17 protein-coding genes are annotated in these 14,563 nt (G+C 61.8%); 4 read left to right on the top strand and 13 right to left on the bottom strand.

Annotated elements, in window-relative coordinates; all coding sequences use genetic code 11:
* Positions 1 to 34: 34 nt before the first annotated feature.
* Positions 35 to 943 carry a DMT family transporter gene (locus AC1RT2_RS17720; protein WP_493103920.1) on the bottom strand — a complete coding sequence of 303 codons (909 nt, stop codon included), beginning with the start codon at positions 941 to 943 and terminating at the stop codon, positions 35 to 37.
* Positions 944 to 1,084: 141 nt separating this feature from the next.
* Here AC1RT2_RS17720 and AC1RT2_RS17715 point away from each other — a divergent pair, with 141 nt between their 5' ends.
* A complete protein-coding gene (locus AC1RT2_RS17715) occupies positions 1,085 to 1,555 on the top strand; it encodes an Lrp/AsnC family transcriptional regulator (RefSeq protein ID WP_493103918.1) in 471 nt (156 codons plus the stop codon).
* A 112-nt stretch (positions 1,556 to 1,667) separates the two neighbouring features.
* Here the strand turns inward: AC1RT2_RS17715 and AC1RT2_RS17710 are convergent, their stop codons facing one another.
* Together AC1RT2_RS17710 and AC1RT2_RS17705 are read right to left on the bottom strand one after the other, a co-directional pair.
* Positions 1,668 to 2,084: a DoxX family protein gene (locus AC1RT2_RS17710; protein ID WP_493103916.1), complete on the bottom strand. Its 417-nt coding sequence runs from the start codon at positions 2,082 to 2,084 to the stop codon at positions 1,668 to 1,670.
* 191 nt (positions 2,085 to 2,275) lie between these two features.
* Positions 2,276 to 3,499 carry an MFS transporter gene (locus AC1RT2_RS17705; RefSeq protein ID WP_069059367.1) on the bottom strand — a complete coding sequence of 408 codons (1,224 nt, stop codon included), beginning with the start codon at positions 3,497 to 3,499 and terminating at the stop codon, positions 2,276 to 2,278.
* Positions 3,500 to 3,870: 371 nt separating this feature from the next.
* Between AC1RT2_RS17705 and AC1RT2_RS17700 the strand changes: the two genes are divergently transcribed.
* Positions 3,871 to 4,809, top strand: coding sequence for a diacylglycerol/lipid kinase family protein (locus AC1RT2_RS17700; RefSeq protein ID WP_069059366.1), 939 nt, complete (start codon positions 3,871 to 3,873; stop codon positions 4,807 to 4,809).
* A gap of 185 nt (positions 4,810 to 4,994) precedes the next feature.
* Here the strand turns inward: AC1RT2_RS17700 and AC1RT2_RS17695 are convergent, their stop codons facing one another.
* On the bottom strand, positions 4,995 to 6,353 hold the full coding sequence (locus tag AC1RT2_RS17695) for a glutamine synthetase family protein (protein ID WP_069059365.1): 1,359 nt from the start codon (positions 6,351 to 6,353) through the stop codon (positions 4,995 to 4,997).
* Positions 6,354 to 6,502: 149 nt separating this feature from the next.
* On the opposite strand from AC1RT2_RS17695, the gene AC1RT2_RS17690 reads away from it, so the two are divergent.
* The gene (locus AC1RT2_RS17690) at positions 6,503 to 7,876 is read left to right on the top strand and encodes an aspartate aminotransferase family protein (RefSeq protein ID WP_493103913.1); all 1,374 of its coding nucleotides are present in this window, start codon (positions 6,503 to 6,505) and stop codon (positions 7,874 to 7,876) included.
* 329 nt (positions 7,877 to 8,205) lie between these two features.
* On the opposite strand, the gene AC1RT2_RS17685 is transcribed toward AC1RT2_RS17690, so the two are convergent.
* The 6 genes from AC1RT2_RS17685 to AC1RT2_RS17660 form a co-directional block, all read right to left on the bottom strand.
* Positions 8,206 to 8,523 (bottom strand): hypothetical protein, encoded by a 318-nt coding sequence (locus AC1RT2_RS17685; RefSeq protein ID WP_493103911.1) that lies wholly within the window; start codon positions 8,521 to 8,523, stop codon positions 8,206 to 8,208.
* Positions 8,524 to 8,674: 151 nt separating this feature from the next.
* Positions 8,675 to 10,177 carry an AMP nucleosidase gene (locus AC1RT2_RS17680; protein WP_493103909.1) on the bottom strand — a complete coding sequence of 501 codons (1,503 nt, stop codon included), beginning with the start codon at positions 10,175 to 10,177 and terminating at the stop codon, positions 8,675 to 8,677.
* 61 nt (positions 10,178 to 10,238) lie between these two features.
* Positions 10,239 to 10,559: a YnfA family protein gene (locus tag AC1RT2_RS17675; protein ID WP_493103907.1), complete on the bottom strand. Its 321-nt coding sequence runs from the start codon at positions 10,557 to 10,559 to the stop codon at positions 10,239 to 10,241.
* A gap of 68 nt (positions 10,560 to 10,627) precedes the next feature.
* Entirely contained in the window at positions 10,628 to 10,804 is a 177-nt protein-coding gene (locus AC1RT2_RS17670; protein WP_493103905.1) for a hypothetical protein, read from the bottom strand.
* A 26-nt stretch (positions 10,805 to 10,830) separates the two neighbouring features.
* Positions 10,831 to 11,010, bottom strand: coding sequence for a hypothetical protein (locus tag AC1RT2_RS17665; protein ID WP_493103903.1), 180 nt, complete (start codon positions 11,008 to 11,010; stop codon positions 10,831 to 10,833).
* A gap of 180 nt (positions 11,011 to 11,190) precedes the next feature.
* Positions 11,191 to 11,529 (bottom strand): DUF2147 domain-containing protein, encoded by a 339-nt coding sequence (locus AC1RT2_RS17660; RefSeq protein WP_493103901.1) that lies wholly within the window; start codon positions 11,527 to 11,529, stop codon positions 11,191 to 11,193.
* 466 nt (positions 11,530 to 11,995) lie between these two features.
* Here AC1RT2_RS17660 and AC1RT2_RS17655 point away from each other — a divergent pair, with 466 nt between their 5' ends.
* Positions 11,996 to 12,265 (top strand): SEL1-like repeat protein, encoded by a 270-nt coding sequence (locus tag AC1RT2_RS17655; protein WP_069059359.1) that lies wholly within the window; start codon positions 11,996 to 11,998, stop codon positions 12,263 to 12,265.
* Positions 12,266 to 12,369: 104 nt separating this feature from the next.
* Here AC1RT2_RS17655 and AC1RT2_RS17650 read toward each other — a convergent pair whose 3' ends face one another.
* From AC1RT2_RS17650 to AC1RT2_RS17640, 3 genes are all read right to left on the bottom strand, one after another.
* Complete coding sequence (locus AC1RT2_RS17650; protein WP_493103897.1) at positions 12,370 to 13,482, bottom strand: pyridoxal phosphate-dependent aminotransferase; 1,113 nt, start codon at positions 13,480 to 13,482, stop codon at positions 12,370 to 12,372.
* Positions 13,483 to 13,599: 117 nt separating this feature from the next.
* Positions 13,600 to 14,028 (bottom strand): PilZ domain-containing protein, encoded by a 429-nt coding sequence (locus tag AC1RT2_RS17645; RefSeq protein ID WP_069059357.1) that lies wholly within the window; start codon positions 14,026 to 14,028, stop codon positions 13,600 to 13,602.
* A 94-nt stretch (positions 14,029 to 14,122) separates the two neighbouring features.
* Positions 14,123 to 14,479 carry a hypothetical protein gene (locus AC1RT2_RS17640; protein WP_069059356.1) on the bottom strand — a complete coding sequence of 119 codons (357 nt, stop codon included), beginning with the start codon at positions 14,477 to 14,479 and terminating at the stop codon, positions 14,123 to 14,125.
* Positions 14,480 to 14,563: the final 84 nt, after the last annotated feature.

Below are 14,563 nucleotides of genomic sequence, written 5' to 3'. Positions count from 1 at the left end.
CGGCGAGAGCCGCAGGCGCCCTTCTTTTTTGAATTTAGCGCTTCGGTGAGAGGACGCCCGTCGAGAGCGCCACACCCGCGCCGACGACAATAGCTGCGGTGATTTCGGCGATGCCAAAACTTTCCCCCAGGAAGATCGCTCCGCCAAACGTTGCCAGAACCGGCGTGATGGCGGTGAAGGCGGCGGCCTGGCTGCTGCCGAGCGCCCGGATCGCGGTGCCGTAGGCGAAGGTGGCGATGAGGCCGGAAAGAATGCCCTGGCTTGTCACCTGGAGCGCAAGGTCGGGAAACGATGCCGCCGCCAGATGCGTGCCATAGAGCGCGGCCAGTACGAGATGGATCAGGAAGGACCAGATCGCGATGAGGGCGGCACCTTGCAGTGCGGTGAGGCCCGAGCGGCGGAAGGCATGGGTGAAGCCCGCCCAGAGCACGGCACCGATGGGCAGCAGCACGAAGCCGGTCATCGTCATGCCGCTCTTTTGCATGCTGGCGGCAAGCAGGATCACCACGCCGGCGACGATCGCGGCAAGTCCGAAAAGGCGCATCCGGTCCGGCCGTTCGCCGAAGAGAGTTATGCCGATCAGCGCGGTGGCGAGCGGCAGGGAGCCGCCGAGCAGGATGCCGCCCGGCGCCGCAGGCGTCACATGCAGCGCACCCGCGGTGACCTGAAAGAACAGCGCACCGGCCCCCGCCACCATGACGACCACGAGTTTCAGCGGCACGCCCTTCGGCAGAAGCCCGGTTTTCAGCCAGACCGGCGCAAGCAGGATGGCCGGCACGCCATAGCGGATCAGGCCGATATCGATCGTGCCGAGCGGCGTTGCGGCCGTGTGGCGTGTCGCCAGGACCCAGGTCGCCCAGACCAGCACGGTGACGACCGCGCCGGCATAGCCGGCGGCCAGCGGGTTGGATTTTTCGTCGGAAGAAAACGATAGCACGGCCATGGCGATATCCTTGTCTCGGCTGTGGCGCAAATCATGGCCAGACTCTAATGCCAGAGGCCGGGGCATGTCCTTGCGTGTTGTGCCTGTCAGCATGTAGTTTGCGCAGGATCATGCCAAAGATCGCGAAGAAGGTTCCCAAATATGCCAAATCTCGATAAATTTGATATCGCCATCCTCAAGGTGCTGCAGGAGGATGCGCGGGCGACGAATGTGGAGATCGCTGAGCGGGTGAACCTCTCGCCGTCGCCCTGCCTGCGCCGCATCCGCAATCTGGAAAAATCCGGTGTGCTTCGCGGCTACCGTGCCGATATCGATCGCAAGGAGGTCGGGCTCGGGCTCACCGTCTTCGTCGAGATCAAGGTGGGGCGTCACAGCCGGGAAAACGCCATGGCCCAGCAGGAGGCGCTGCTCGCCGTGCCCGAGGTCGTGTCCTGCTTCCTGATTTCCGGCAACGCCGACTTTCTGGCGGAGGTGGTGGTGGAGGATCTTTCGGCCTACGAAAGACTGCTGACAGAAACGCTGCTCACCATGCCGGGCGTGACCGATATCCGCTCCAACTTCGCAATCCGCAGCATCAAGACCGGCGGCCCTCTGAAACTGCCATCGATCTAAACACGAAAACCGCCCCGACGGGCAGCGTCGGGGCGGCGGGGACGGCCGGAGAGGCAGGGCCGTCCTTCCATGGACGCCGCTTCCGGAGAGAAGGGCGGCGCCCGGCCTGTCGTCAATGCGCAGGGACGACAGGCGCTTTCGCGGATTTCCAGGCGACGACCATCAGCGCGCCGATGACGGTGACGTGCTCCATAACCACGTAGAATTCGATGGTGCGGATCGGCTCCTGCATGGTCCAGAAGTTGTGGGCGATCGGGATGGTGAGTGCTGTGAACACGGCGAGCATGCCGGCTCCAAGCCAGGTCCAGCGGTTGGCGATGATGAGGGCCGAACCGACCAGTTGCGTGACGGCGACGGCGATGTTGAAGGCCATGGCCGGCTCCAGGCCGAAATGCGCCATCTCGGCGACGCCGGCATTGAAATCGGCGATTTTCGCAATGCCGGAAAGCCAGAACATCGAGGTCAGGATGGTGCGGGCCAGAAAACCGAAGACGCGGCTGCCGGTGATGCTGTCGATAAGGGCGGACATTCAGTATCTCCAATAGACTTCATGGGCTTGCGGTCCGTCGTTTCTTGCGTCGTTTCGGCGGGCTGCGATGACCTATGTCTAGCAGAGTCCGGGCGCGGCCCTGTCACTTTGGTAACAGGATTGGCGCGCGTCGATACAAACGAAAACGGCGCCTGATGGGGCGCCGTTGTGATTGTCCTGCAGGCAGTTGGCTACTCGGCAGGGCAGACCGGCGTTGCCGCGCGATCCATCTTTTCGAGCGACAGGGAGACGAGGAACACGCCAAAGCCGATGACGGCGGTTGCCGCACCGACGAAACCCATCGATTCGTAGCCATAACCGCCGCTGATCGCCAAACCGCCGAAGAGCGCGCCAAGCGCGTTGGCGACGTTGAAGGCGGAATGGTTGAGGGCTGCGGCAAGCGTTTGCGCGTCACCCGCGACATCCATCAGGCGCGTCTGGAGGGCAGGGCCGACGACGAAGCTGCAACCGATCAGGAAACAGCAGATGCCGAGCAGGATCGGATTGTGCGCGGTCAGCGACAGGCCGATGAGCACGAAGAAGTACAGCACCAGCGACCAGCCGATGGTGCGCATCAGCGACAGGTCGGCGAGCTTGGCGCCAAAGATGTTGCCGACGATCATGCCGCAGCCGAAGATCGCCATGATGACCGGCACCATGCTGACATTGAGGCCGGCGACTTCGGTGACGATCGGCGAAATATAGGTGAACACCGCGAACATGCCGCAGAAGCCGGAAGCCGCAACGCCAAGCGTCAGCCACACCTGCTTGCGCTTCAGCGCGCTCAGTTCCGTCAGCGCGTTGATGCCCTTCGGTGCTTTGTCGCGCGGCAGGAAGATGGCAATGAGCGCGACGGTCAGCAGGCCGGTGATGCCGACCGCGATGAACATGTATTGCCAATCGAGCAACTGGCCGAAGAAGGCGGCAAGCGGCGTGCCGATCAGCGTCGCGAGGGTGAGGCCGAGCATGACCTTGCCGACCGCCTGCGTGCGCTTGTTGACCGGTACCATGGAGGCGGCAACCAGCGCGGCCACGCCGAAATAGGCACCGTGCGGCAGGCCGGAGAGGAAGCGGAGCAGCATGAAGCTTTCGAATGTCGGGGCGACGGCGCTGGCAAGGTTGCCGGCGGCAAAGACGCCCATCAGCACCAAAAGAAGGTCGCGCCTGCGGAACCGGGCGCCGATGACGGCGATGATCGGGGCACCCACCACGACGCCGAGGGCATAGGCGCTGATGACGTAGCCAGCCTCGGCGTTCGTCACGCCGAAGGTGCCGGCGACATCGGGCAGCAGGCCCATGATGGCGAATTCGCCGGTGCCGATGCCGAAGCTGCCGACGGCGAGGGCAAGGATGATCAACGTGACGGTAAGCGAGGAAACGGGCAGTGGCCCCGAGGAGAGGGCAACATTCGGCATGGGATGTTCGGACACGGGGTGGCTCCGCAAGGGTGGCCCATGCGCGGCAAATCCAGCGACAGACCCTGCACGGGCGGCCACTCCTCCTGGCTGCTGATGCGGTATGGTCTGGCCGAAAGGGCCACGGTAGGGAAGAAAACAGTCCGGCCGGCAAGCGCACTCCCGACGCAGGCAACCGTGCGGCAATATATCAGAGACGAGCGCCCTGCCTACTCCGATTTTTGACCTCTCGCGCATTTGATCGGATGGTTCGATGCTCACGATTTATTGCATTGTATTTCGCGATCGCCTGTTAATCGCCGTTTTCTCGACTATCTAATGGATCGACTGTCACCCTTCAGGCGTTCTCGGCTGAGACGCGGAGTATGAGAATGAGAATTCAGGCGATATTCAACAGGGACGGGGGGACGTTCCGCACCACCGACATGGAGGCGTTTGCCCGGCATGCGGAAGAGGCTTTCGCCGCGGCCGGGCACCACCTTGATTGCGATATTGTCGAAGGGGCCGATATCGAGATGGCGCTGAAGCGCTGTTCGGACCGCACGGATCTCGACGCCATGCTGGCGGGCGGCGGCGACGGCACGGTTTCGGCCGCGGCCGGCCTTGCCTGGCAAAACAAGATGCCGCTCGGCATCGTTCCGGCCGGCACGATGAACCTGTTTGCCCGCTCGCTGAACATTCCGCTCGATATCTGGCAGGCGATCGACGCGCTGGCGGATGGCGACATCGCTGCCGCCGACATCGGCACGGCGGATGACCGCGCCTTCGTGCACCAGTTTTCCGCCGGCCTGCATGCCCGCATGGTGCGCTTGCGCAACGCCATGACCTACCGCTCGCGGCTGGGCAAGATTGCGGCGAACACCCGCGCCGCCTTCGGCGTCATCCTCGATCCGCCGGAATTCGAAGTGGAATTCAACGTCGATGGCGTCGAGGAGCATCGCAATGTCTCGGCCATCAACGTGTCGAACAACCGCTTCGGTGCAAATGGCCTGCTTTATGCCGATGATCTCACCGGTGGCCATCTTGGCTTCTACACGACAAACCCGCTGAAACCGGCAGGTGTCGCCAAACTCGCCTTCGATATCCTGCGCGGTAAGCTCAGGGAAAACGCCGATGTCACCGAAATGACTGGTACGGCCGTCGACCTGCACTTCCCGAAGGTCGACCGGGCGATCAATTGCGTGATTGACGGTGAACTGCTTCCGATGGACCGGGATGTGTCAATCCGGCTGCATCCGGGCGAGTTGAAGGTGATGGTGCCGAAGGTACAGGCGGCGAACATGGCGACGAGCGAGCCGGCTGCGGCTTGAGACGGAACTGCCGCCAGAGGGGCTGCCCCTCACCCTAACCTCTCCCCGCGAGCGAGGAGAGGGACGTGCCCCGCGAAGAGTCATTGATTGAGGAAACCCGCGCGGCATATTCCCTTCGCCCCGCTTGCGGGGAGAAGGTGGCCGGCAGGCCAGATGAGGGGCGGCGCACCGGCCGCCCGATATCTTTAAATCCGCGGCAGATAGGTCTGGTAGTCGAAATCCGAGACCGTGCGCAGGAACATGATTGCCTCCTTGCGCTTCGTATCGCCGTAGAGCTTCTGGTATTCCGCGCCGAAGGCATCGGCGATGAAGGGTGACGCGGAAAATTCCTCGACAGCCGTCAGGAAGTCATGCGTCAGCCGCTTGGCATCGGGTGCATCCTTGCCGGGTTCCGTCACCGGGCCCGGATCGAGTTCGTTGTCGAGGCCAAGCAGGATGCCGCCGAGGATTGCCGTCAGCAGCAGATAGGGGTTCACGTCGGCACCCGCCACGCGGTGCTCGACGCGTGCTGCGGGGCCGTCCTTGTCCGGAATGCGGATCGCGGTGCCGCGATGGCCGAAACCCCAGGTGAGATCGACCGGCGCAAACGAACCCGGCTGGAAGCGGCGGTAGGAATTGGCGAAGGGCGCGAAGACGAGCTGCGCATCGCGCATCGTGGCGAGCATGCCGGCGCAGATCGACTTCAGCTTCTTCGGATCGCCACCCTTGGCGTCGAGGATGTTCTTACCGTCCTTGTCGATGACGCTGCAATGGACATGCAGGCCCGAACCGGCATGCTCCGCATAGGGCTTTGCCATGCAGGTGGATTTGAGCCCGAACCGCGGCGCGGCCAGCTCGGCGATGCGCTTCAGGTAGATGCAGTCATCGGCAGCGGCGAGTGCGTCCGGCCGGTGCAGCAGGTTGATCTCGAACTGGCCGGGGCCGAATTCCGCCGTCGTCGCATCAGCGGGCAGATCCATGGCCTTCGCCCAGGCGCGCACCGTCTGGAGATAATCGTCGAGCGCGTCGGTCGCGCGCATGTCGTAGAGCTGGAAGCCGTTCGGCTCGCCGCGGTACATCAGGGCTGCCGGCGGGCGCGGCTTGCCGGTCTCGCGCCAGTCGTCCTCCACCAGGTAGAATTCGAGTTCGGTCGCGACGACCGGTGTCAAACCACGGTCTTCAAACCGCTTCACCATGCGGGCGAGGATGGCGCGGGGATCCATGAAGGAGGCGGTGCCGTCGAACTCGTGCATGGTGGCGAGCACCTGCTGGGAACCCTCCGGCGCCCACGGCATGACCGTCAGTGAACGGCGGTCGGGGATGCACACGCCGTCCGGGTCACCAACGGAAAGGGAGAGGCCGGTAATGTCGTCATTGTCGTCGCCCCAGATGTCGAGCGACTGGGTGGAGGAGGGCAGGCGCACCGAGCCGTCCCAGATTTTCTTCTCGCCTTCGAGCGGAACCTGCTTGCCGCGCAGGTCGCCGTTCATGCCGACGAGAAGGATTTCGATACGGGCCGGGGCATTGGCGGGCGGGGAACCGGCTGCCTTGGTGTGATTTGTCATGGTGCCTGCTTCAGTTTGGCGGGAAGCCTGGACAAGAAATTTTGCTTTCGCTCGATCACTTGCCAAATGCTTGTTGTATGGGCATTTTCGTAACTCATTCTGTCCCGCCGTTCAATAAGGCGGAACCTACCCCTAAGGATGTATTCAAAATGTCGAACAGCAATGTAGCAGCCATATCCAACCTTGGTGCCCTCGATGCCGCCCATCACCTTCATCCTTTTTCGGACATGAAGAAGCTGAACGCGACCGGCACGCGCATCATCGAGCGCGGCGAAGGGTGCTACATCTTCGACAACCACGGCAAGCGCTATCTCGACGGTTTTGCCGGCCTCTGGTGCGTCAATGTCGGCTATGGCCGCAAGGAAATCACCGATGCGGTGATGCGCCAGATGAACGAACTGCCCTACTACAACACGTTCTTCGGCACGACGACGCCGCCGGCCGTGCTGCTCGCCCAGAAGATCACCGCGCATGCCGGCCCGAACATCAACCGCGTGTTCTTCACCGGTTCCGGCTCCGAGGCCAACGACACCTGGTTCCGCATGGCCCGCGTCTATTGGGGCGCCATGGATAAGCCGACCAAGAAGGCGATTATCGCCCGCAAGAACGGCTATCACGGTTCCACCGTCGCCGGCGCCTCGCTCGGCGGCATGAAATGGATGCACGAGCAGGGGGATCTCCCGATCGCCGGCATCCACCACATCGACCAGCCCTTCTGGTACGCCGAGGGCGGCGACCTGACGTCGGATGAATTCGGCCTGAAGATGGCCCGCCAGCTGGAAGAGAAGATCGACGAACTCGGCGAGGACAATGTCGCCGCCTTCGTCGCCGAGCCGATCCAGGGTGCCGGCGGCGTCATCGTTCCGCCCGCCACCTACTGGCCGGAAATTGCCCGCATCTGCAAGGCGCGCAACATCCTGCTCGTCGCCGACGAAGTGATCTGCGGCTTCGGCCGCACCGGCCACTGGTTCGGCCACCAGCATTTTGGCGTCGAGCCGGATCTGGCACCGATCGCCAAGGGCCTGTCCTCCGGCTATCTGCCGATCGGCGGCGTCATGGTTTCCGATCGCGTCGGCAATGTGCTCGTGGAAGAAGTCGGTGATTTCAACCACGGCTTCACCTATTCCGGCCATCCGGTCTGCGCTGCCGCTGCCCTCGAAAACCTCCGCATCATCGAGGACGAAAAGCTTGTCGAGCGCGTGCACGACGATATCGGCCCCTATCTCGCAGCCGGCCTGAAATCGCTGGAAGACCTGCCGATCGTCGGCCAGATCCAGCAGGTCGGCCTGATGGCCGCCGTCCAGCTTGCCGAGGACAAGGCAACGCGCAAGCGCTTCGAGGACAAGGAAAAGGTCGGCGTCACCGTGCGCAACCATTGCCTGGAAAGCGGCCTGGTGCTGCGCGCCACCGGCGACCGCATGCTCTTCTCCCCGCCGCTCGTCATCAGCCACGCCGAAGTCGACCAGATGATCGACATTACGCGCAAGGGCCTGGAACATGCATGGAAGGTGATGACGGCCTGATTGGAAATGAAAAGAGGGGTGGTACGACCGCCCCTGACCAACGCATGAATATGCGATCACGAGTCGGCCGCAGAACCTAGCGTTTTGCGGCCGAATTCAATTTGAAATCAGGCGTTTGATGGCTCCACGCACGGCTGGGGCCGGAGGCCTGTGGACGTTGGTTTCGCATCGGCGCGTAAAATGCGGGATGGTGCGGATGATTCTGGTGCCGCTAGTGCTTCCGCAGAGTCCGCGTGTTCTGCAAGGTCTCCTAGCCAAGCGTCGTGAACATCGTCGCCTTTCGCGTTAACTGACGGAAAAGGGCCAAAAACTTCACCTCTTACAGGTGCTCAAGCTTGTGAGGTAACGGGTTGCGATTCTATCACGCGCAGGCTCAAGCATTTGAATGCGACCAGCCCGTGTTCGATATCAGTAACTGAATATTTTGCCTCTTCAAGTTGCCAAGCTGAAATGTCTTGGACATTCAGGCTCGATCTCACAGCGCTGTTAAAATCGCTGATCACAACCTCTGTTGCTTGCTGGCACTCCAAGCGAATGTGCTGGCCGTGAGCATCAAGACCCTCAAGAAAAATGTCGACATAAGAGGAACGAGGATCGTGCCTCTTCAAAGTCACCAGCGTGAGGGTCAAGTTAATTGGGTACAACATTCACAGTCCTCTCCGGGTAGAGAAGCCAGCAATTACATTGCTCAAACGCAGCATCAACGAGCTTAGCGGCTCTGTAAAAAGCGGCTTTATCCCGATATTCTCGTTCGGGTGAGCGACAAGCTGCCATCACGTATTTGTTGCCATCTCGCAGCTATTGAAACGCCGTCTCGAAGAAGCTCCTGAGCTTGCGCGAATGCAGCTTCTCCGTCGGCATGCCGGCGAGCTTTTCCAGGGCGCGGATACCGATGCGCAGATGCTGGTTGACCTGCGTGCGATAGAAGGCGGTTGCCATGCCGGGCAGCTTCAGTTCGCCATGCAGCGGCTTGTCGGAGACGCACAGCAGCGTGCCATAGGGCACGCGGAAACGAAATCCGTTGGCGGCGATGGTGGCGGATTCCATGTCGAGCGCGATGGCGCGGGACTGGGAGAGGCGCTTGACCGGACCGCGCTGGTCGCGCAGTTCCCAGTTGCGGTTGTCGATGGTGGCGACGGTGCCGGTGCGCATGATGCGCTTCAGGTCGTAGCCTTCAAGACCCGTCACTTCTTCCACGGCGCTTTCCAGCGCCACCTGCACTTCGGCAAGTGCGGGGATCGGCACCCAGACGGGCAGGTCGTCGTCGAGCACGTGGTCCTCGCGCACGTAGGCGTGAGCCAGCACATAGTCGCCGAGCGTCTGACTATTGCGCAGGCCGGCGCAATGGCCGAGCATCAGCCAGGCATGCGGACGCAGCACGGCGATATGGTCGGTGATCGTCTTGGCGTTGGAGGGGCCGACGCCGATGTTGACGAGCGTGATGCCGCCATGGCCCTTCTTCTTGATGTGATAGGCCGGCATTTGCGGCAGGCGGGCGAGCGTCAGGTCGGTTTCCGGCTTGTCGGCGCCGGCGGGCGTGGTGATGTTGCCGGGCTCGACGAAGGCGGTGTAGCCGTTGCCGCCCTCGGCCATCTGCTGGCGTGCCCAGGCGCAGAATTCGTCGACATAGAACTGGTAGTTCGTGAAGAGCACGAAATTCTGGAAATGGTTGGCGCTGGTCGCCGTGTAGTGGCTGAGGCGGGCGAGGGAATAGTCGATGCGCTGTGCGGTGAAGGGCCCGAGCGGTGAGGGCTCGCCGGGGCCGGGCTCGTAGGCGCCGTTGGCGATTTCGTCGTCGGTGGTCGTGAGATCCGGCGCATCGAAAAGGTCGCGCAGCGGCAGTTCGATGCCCTCGGCGATCTCCGCCTCGACATAGGCGCCTTCGCCAAAGGCGAAATGCAGCGGGATCGGCGTCGTCGATTCCGACACGATGACGCGAATGCCGTGGTTGCGCATCAGGAGGCCGAGCTGTTCCTTGAGGTAGTGCCGGAAGAGTTTTGGCCGGGTGATGGTCGTGGTGTAGACGCCGGGCGAGGCGACATAACCGTAGGACAGGCGGGAATCGACGTGGCCGAAGCTGGTCGTTTCGATCGAGACCTGCGGGTAGCAGGCGCGGAACCGCTTGTCGGGTGAACCGGCCTTGCCGAGCGCCACGAAAGCGTCGGTCAGGAAGGTCGTGTTGCGCTCGTAAAGCTCTTGCAGGGCATCGACCGCGGCCACCGGATCATCGAAGGATTGCGGCTCGTAGGGTGCCGGCGTGGCGAAGGAAAGCGGCTTGTGAGAGAAGATTCGTTTGCTCATGATTGATTATAGTGTGTTGTTTTTTACAAGCAAACGACAACGTATGCCGCGTCCACAAGGCCTATCGCGGAGCCGCGAGAATGATGCCGGCGCCGACAAGCGCGAAGCTCGCACCGACCATATCGAACCGGTCCGGCCGCATGCCTTCGGCCAACCACAGCCAGAGCAGGGACGCCGCAATATAGACGCCGCCATAGGCGGCATAGGCGCGGCCGGCAAAGGCACTGTCGACCTGGGTGAGCAGCCAGCCGAACAAGGCGAGCGAGGCGATTCCTGGAAGAAGCCAGAGGATGGATTTATCGAGCCGCCACCAGGCCCAGAAGGCAAAACACCCGGCGATTTCGGCGAGTGCCGCGGCGGAAAAGAAGAGAAGGGATTTCATCCGGTACTCCGGGCTGGCGACGAAGGCCTGCCCGGTCTAGCACGGATTTTTGCGAGGGAAAGCCTGTACTAGCTCATCGACTGGCGCTGGAGGGTGATGAAGAGCATGAGGCCAGCCCCCTGCTTTTCGATGCCGAGACCACCTGCATTGCTCCAGGCGAGTGCGCCGACCGGCGCGATCATCATTGCCGAAAGGGCGAGGATGCGCAGCGCGACGACGGAGGTGTGGAGCAGGGCGATGGTCATTTCGGTTTTCCCGGTGTCGTCAGGTGTCAGAGCGAGGCGCGGCACATGTCCGGGGTCGAGCAGGCTACCAGCTTGCCGGTGGTGTTGTGCGTGCTGCGGCGGTAGTCGGTCTCGACGGCTGCAGCGAGCATGATCGCGAAGATAGCCATCAGCAGGGTGATGATGGTGAGGCGGCGTGCGAGGATGTCCATGGTGTTGTCCCTCATTCAAATCGTTCAATATGACCCTTGTCGCATTGCGGGACTGAACGCTCCCTGAGAGGGCAGTTCATCTCCTGTTCAGGAATGGTGTGATTCGTTTTTTGGCCCGAGCTTGAAACGAAAAAGCCGGCGCAAGGCGCCGGCTTGGGGTCTGACGAAGCGTTGTGACTTCGGGCGCGTTTGCGCTCAGAGCCGAGACCAGGTCTGCGACTTGCAGAGCACCGCGAGCACGCAGCCCTTCATCTTCAGGGATTTTCCGCTGACCGCGCCCGAGCCGCTATAGGTCTTGTCGGTCTCCGGATCGGTGATCGAACCGGAATAGTCGGAACCCGAGCCGCTCAGCTTGCCGATGCTTTTGCCGGCATGTTTGCCCGTCTTCAGGGTGATGCAGAAGCTGCCGCCGCATTTCGCGATCACGGCGGTAGCGCCACTTGCGGTCTTCCAGTTGCCTTCGATCGGCTCGGCGGCAAGGGCAACGCCCGGCACGACGAGAAGGGCGGCGGCGATCCATGTCCTCAGTTTCATTCTCTTCCTCCTCCAGAATGAGAAGCGCAGAATATCTTACGCAAACGTAAAGGTAAATATGCGCGCAGGCCGGTTTTAGAGACACTTTGCTAGGTCGGGGAAGGCGGGAAATTGCCAGGCGGAAAAACCGGACCGTTTTGCGTGGTTACCGAAGGGTTGAAATCGCCGGTTGAACAATTCGTAAATTTTGAAGCAAATCCGCTCGTTTCCAGCCGCTCCGATGTTTAACGAAAACCCAATTTTACCAAGCGTTTGGATTTTGTTTGCCTCCAGTTAAGCATGCATTTTAAGCGCATTTTGAAAGGCCCGCGGCATAGTGGAGCCATAAGACGAGCACGGAAAAACCGGCCGGCAAAACTCTCACGGAAGACCATGCCACAGAAGATCGCAGGCGCCGGGAGAGGCCCGAAAGGGCAGGTAAAACAGGGCACTAACGCAGTAAACAAGTCAGACAGGGACGAACGAAATGGCACGCTTTGATTTTCAGAATACCGAAACAGCCGCCATGACGGGCGGCGAGAACCGCGCCGAAACCTTCTGCGACATGGGCCTCATGTATGCGACGGGTAGAGGCTGCGACATCGACGTGGTGCAGGCCCACAAGTGGCTCAATATCGCCGCCATCAAGGGTTGTGATCGCGCCGCTGAACTGCGCGCCGATCTTGCGGCGACGATGACCAAGACCGACCTCGCTCTGGCGCTGCGCGCCGCCCGCGAGTGGATGACGGTTCACTGAGAAATGCCGGCTGGCGCCGGCGATCAGAAAAGCATCACGGACATCAGGGCGATAAACGGCGCAAGAACCGGATCCGCCCCGCTGACCTCAAGATGCTCGATCGCTCAAGCCAGCTGCTTTAAGACCCGCGGCAAAGCTTCCTCGAGCAACGCCATATCGTTATCCGGCCCGACGCTGATGCGGATGCATCGGTTGAGGGGGGCGATACCCGGCATGCGGATGAAGACGCCATGTTCCATCAACCCGTCGACAATGGCCTTGGCGTGGGTGCCGTCCCGGCCGCAATCGATGGTGACGAAATTGGTGGCGGAGGCGAGTGGAGACAAGCCGTTGGCATGCGCGAGGCGGGAGATGCGCTCCCGCGATGCGGCAATGCGGGCGATGACGTCCGAAAGATAGGCCTGATCCTTCAGCGCGGCGAGTGCCGCCTGAACCGAAACTCGGGCCATGCCGAAATGATTTCGGATCTTGTCGAAGGCCTGCGCATTGCCGAGCGTGCCGATCGCATAGCCGATCCGCGCGCCGGCAAGGCCGTAGGCCTTCGAGAAGGTGCGCATGCGCAGAATGTTCGGCTGGCCGATCAGCGCATCGATCGACGGGATCGTGCCTGCCGGTGCGGTTTCCCCATAAGCTTCGTCGAGAATGAGCAGCGTCGTTTCCGGTAGCGCCCGCGCGAAGGACACGACGCTGTCGGCGTCCCACCAACTCCCCATCGGATTGTCCGGGTTGGCGAAATAGACGAGCGGCGCATTTTCCTGGCGCACGGCGTCGAGCAGGCCGTCCAGATGTTCCCTGTCGCCGGCATAGGGCACGGTGACGAGCCGTCCGCCAAAACCATTCACATGATAGTTGAAGGTGGGGTATCCGCCGAGCGAGGTCACGACCGGCGTGCCGGGCTCGATGATCAAGCGCACGATCTCGCCCAGCAGCCCGTCGATGCCGCCGCCGATCGCGATGTTGTCGCGCGAAACGCCATGATGCAGGGCGAGGGCTTCGCGCAGTTCGTAATTCTCCGGATCGCTATACATCCAGGTCGTCCCGGCAGCCGCGCGCATCGCCTCCAGCACGGAAGGCGCGGGGCCGAAGCCGCTCTCGTTTGCGCCGATGCGGGCCTTTACGGCGAGGCCACGGGTACGCTCGATGGCTTCTGGCCCGACGAAGGGGACGGTGGCAGGCAGGGTCTGGGCGAGGGCGGTGAAGCGGGAGAATGCGGACATGAAAACGCCTGAAGGTCGATGAAACGGTCTGGAAGCCGCCGGCCGAACGCCGCGAGGCACCCGCCGGAATCAGTCATCCGGGGGCACCCTAACCAATAAAGCGCAAAGGAGAAATGCTCAGGTGGTTGCGGAGCTGCGGCCGCCCTTTTCCACACCGACCATGTAGCGCCGCTCTTCCTTCTTCGGCTTGGCGGCGACGCCACCGGTAAAGTACTCGGAGCGCACGATCGTGTGCAGCAGTTCCTCGTCGATTTCCTTGATGAACTGCACACCGATGCGGTTGTCGTTGCGGTAAACTTCCGCACAGCCGATGCGCGAGGTTACCCCGACGATGGAAAGGTAGTAGTGGAACGGCAGGCCGATCGTCGTGGTGACAGTGAAGCTTGCCCCGCCGACCGAGATGTCGACCAGCTTGCAGGTGCGCATCTTGGGCGCTGCCAGGTCCAGGCCGACGCTCATCAGCATGCCCTGCCGGTTGACGGTGAAGCGCTCCCACTTGCGTTCGTAAAGTCCGGCGCTGGATCGCTTGTCTGCACCAATAGCCATTGCCCATTCTCCCGATGGGGACGTCATGTCCAGTAGAGATGACGGGAGTGTTGCAGGGGAGTATTTTGTTTCGTTGAAACAAATACTTAAAAATTTAATTGCCGTGCGTTTCGGTCTCGCGGCCGAGCACATGGTTGAGGAAATCCGTATCGAGGAACATGTTGAAGCGCACCACCAGCTCGTCGCCGTCGCGCTTGAACTCCGTGCAGGGGATCTCGTCGCGGATGCCGTGGATTTCCAGGTAGAAGCTTTCCGGCAGCGTTAGCGTCTTGTTGATGGAGAGCACTGCGCCAGCGCTCGAAATGCTGCGAATAAGGCAGGTGTAGCGCATCGCCGTGCTGAGATGATGGCCGATCGGCGTGATGAAGCCGGGCTTGTCGATGCGATACTGGACGAAGCTGCGCTTGGGGTGGCGCAGGTGAAGTTGCTCGTGGATGCCGTCGAGGGGCATGGTGCCCTCCCGCTTCTGTTGTCGGGTTTGAACTGTATCGAAACGGGATGGACAAAACATGAAAACGGCCGCTCGCATTTGAAC

The organism is Shinella sp. GW821-FHT11G07 (assembly GCF_058808115.1).
This window is presented reverse-complemented; position numbering and strand designations above follow the sequence as displayed.

Bases quoted from the DNA above. Each gene is read 5' to 3' on its own strand.
- AC1RT2_RS17650 (WP_493103897.1), bottom strand. From the start codon at position 13,482: ATGTCCGCATTCTCCCGCTTCACCGCCCTCGCCCAGACCCTGCCTGCC.
- AC1RT2_RS17690 (WP_493103913.1), top strand. From the start codon at position 6,503: ATGTCGAACAGCAATGTAGCAGCCATATCCAACCTTGGTGCCCTCGAT.
- AC1RT2_RS17645 (WP_069059357.1), bottom strand. From the start codon at position 14,028: ATGGCTATTGGTGCAGACAAGCGATCCAGCGCCGGACTTTACGAACGC.
- AC1RT2_RS17655 (WP_069059359.1), top strand. From the start codon at position 11,996: ATGGCACGCTTTGATTTTCAGAATACCGAAACAGCCGCCATGACGGGC.
- AC1RT2_RS17700 (WP_069059366.1), top strand. From the start codon at position 3,871: ATGAGAATTCAGGCGATATTCAACAGGGACGGGGGGACGTTCCGCACC.
- AC1RT2_RS17710 (WP_493103916.1), bottom strand. From the start codon at position 2,084: ATGTCCGCCCTTATCGACAGCATCACCGGCAGCCGCGTCTTCGGTTTT.
- AC1RT2_RS17685 (WP_493103911.1), bottom strand. From the start codon at position 8,523: ATGTTGTACCCAATTAACTTGACCCTCACGCTGGTGACTTTGAAGAGG.
- AC1RT2_RS17670 (WP_493103905.1), bottom strand. From the start codon at position 10,804: ATGACCATCGCCCTGCTCCACACCTCCGTCGTCGCGCTGCGCATCCTC.
- AC1RT2_RS17665 (WP_493103903.1), bottom strand. From the start codon at position 11,010: ATGAGGGACAACACCATGGACATCCTCGCACGCCGCCTCACCATCATC.
- AC1RT2_RS17720 (WP_493103920.1), bottom strand. From the start codon at position 943: ATGGCCGTGCTATCGTTTTCTTCCGACGAAAAATCCAACCCGCTGGCC.
- AC1RT2_RS17640 (WP_069059356.1), bottom strand. From the start codon at position 14,479: ATGCCCCTCGACGGCATCCACGAGCAACTTCACCTGCGCCACCCCAAG.
- AC1RT2_RS17680 (WP_493103909.1), bottom strand. From the start codon at position 10,177: ATGAGCAAACGAATCTTCTCTCACAAGCCGCTTTCCTTCGCCACGCCG.
- AC1RT2_RS17695 (WP_069059365.1), bottom strand. From the start codon at position 6,353: ATGACAAATCACACCAAGGCAGCCGGTTCCCCGCCCGCCAATGCCCCG.
- AC1RT2_RS17675 (WP_493103907.1), bottom strand. From the start codon at position 10,559: ATGAAATCCCTTCTCTTCTTTTCCGCCGCGGCACTCGCCGAAATCGCC.
- AC1RT2_RS17705 (WP_069059367.1), bottom strand. From the start codon at position 3,499: ATGCCGAATGTTGCCCTCTCCTCGGGGCCACTGCCCGTTTCCTCGCTT.
- AC1RT2_RS17715 (WP_493103918.1), top strand. From the start codon at position 1,085: ATGCCAAATCTCGATAAATTTGATATCGCCATCCTCAAGGTGCTGCAG.
- AC1RT2_RS17660 (WP_493103901.1), bottom strand. From the start codon at position 11,529: ATGAAACTGAGGACATGGATCGCCGCCGCCCTTCTCGTCGTGCCGGGC.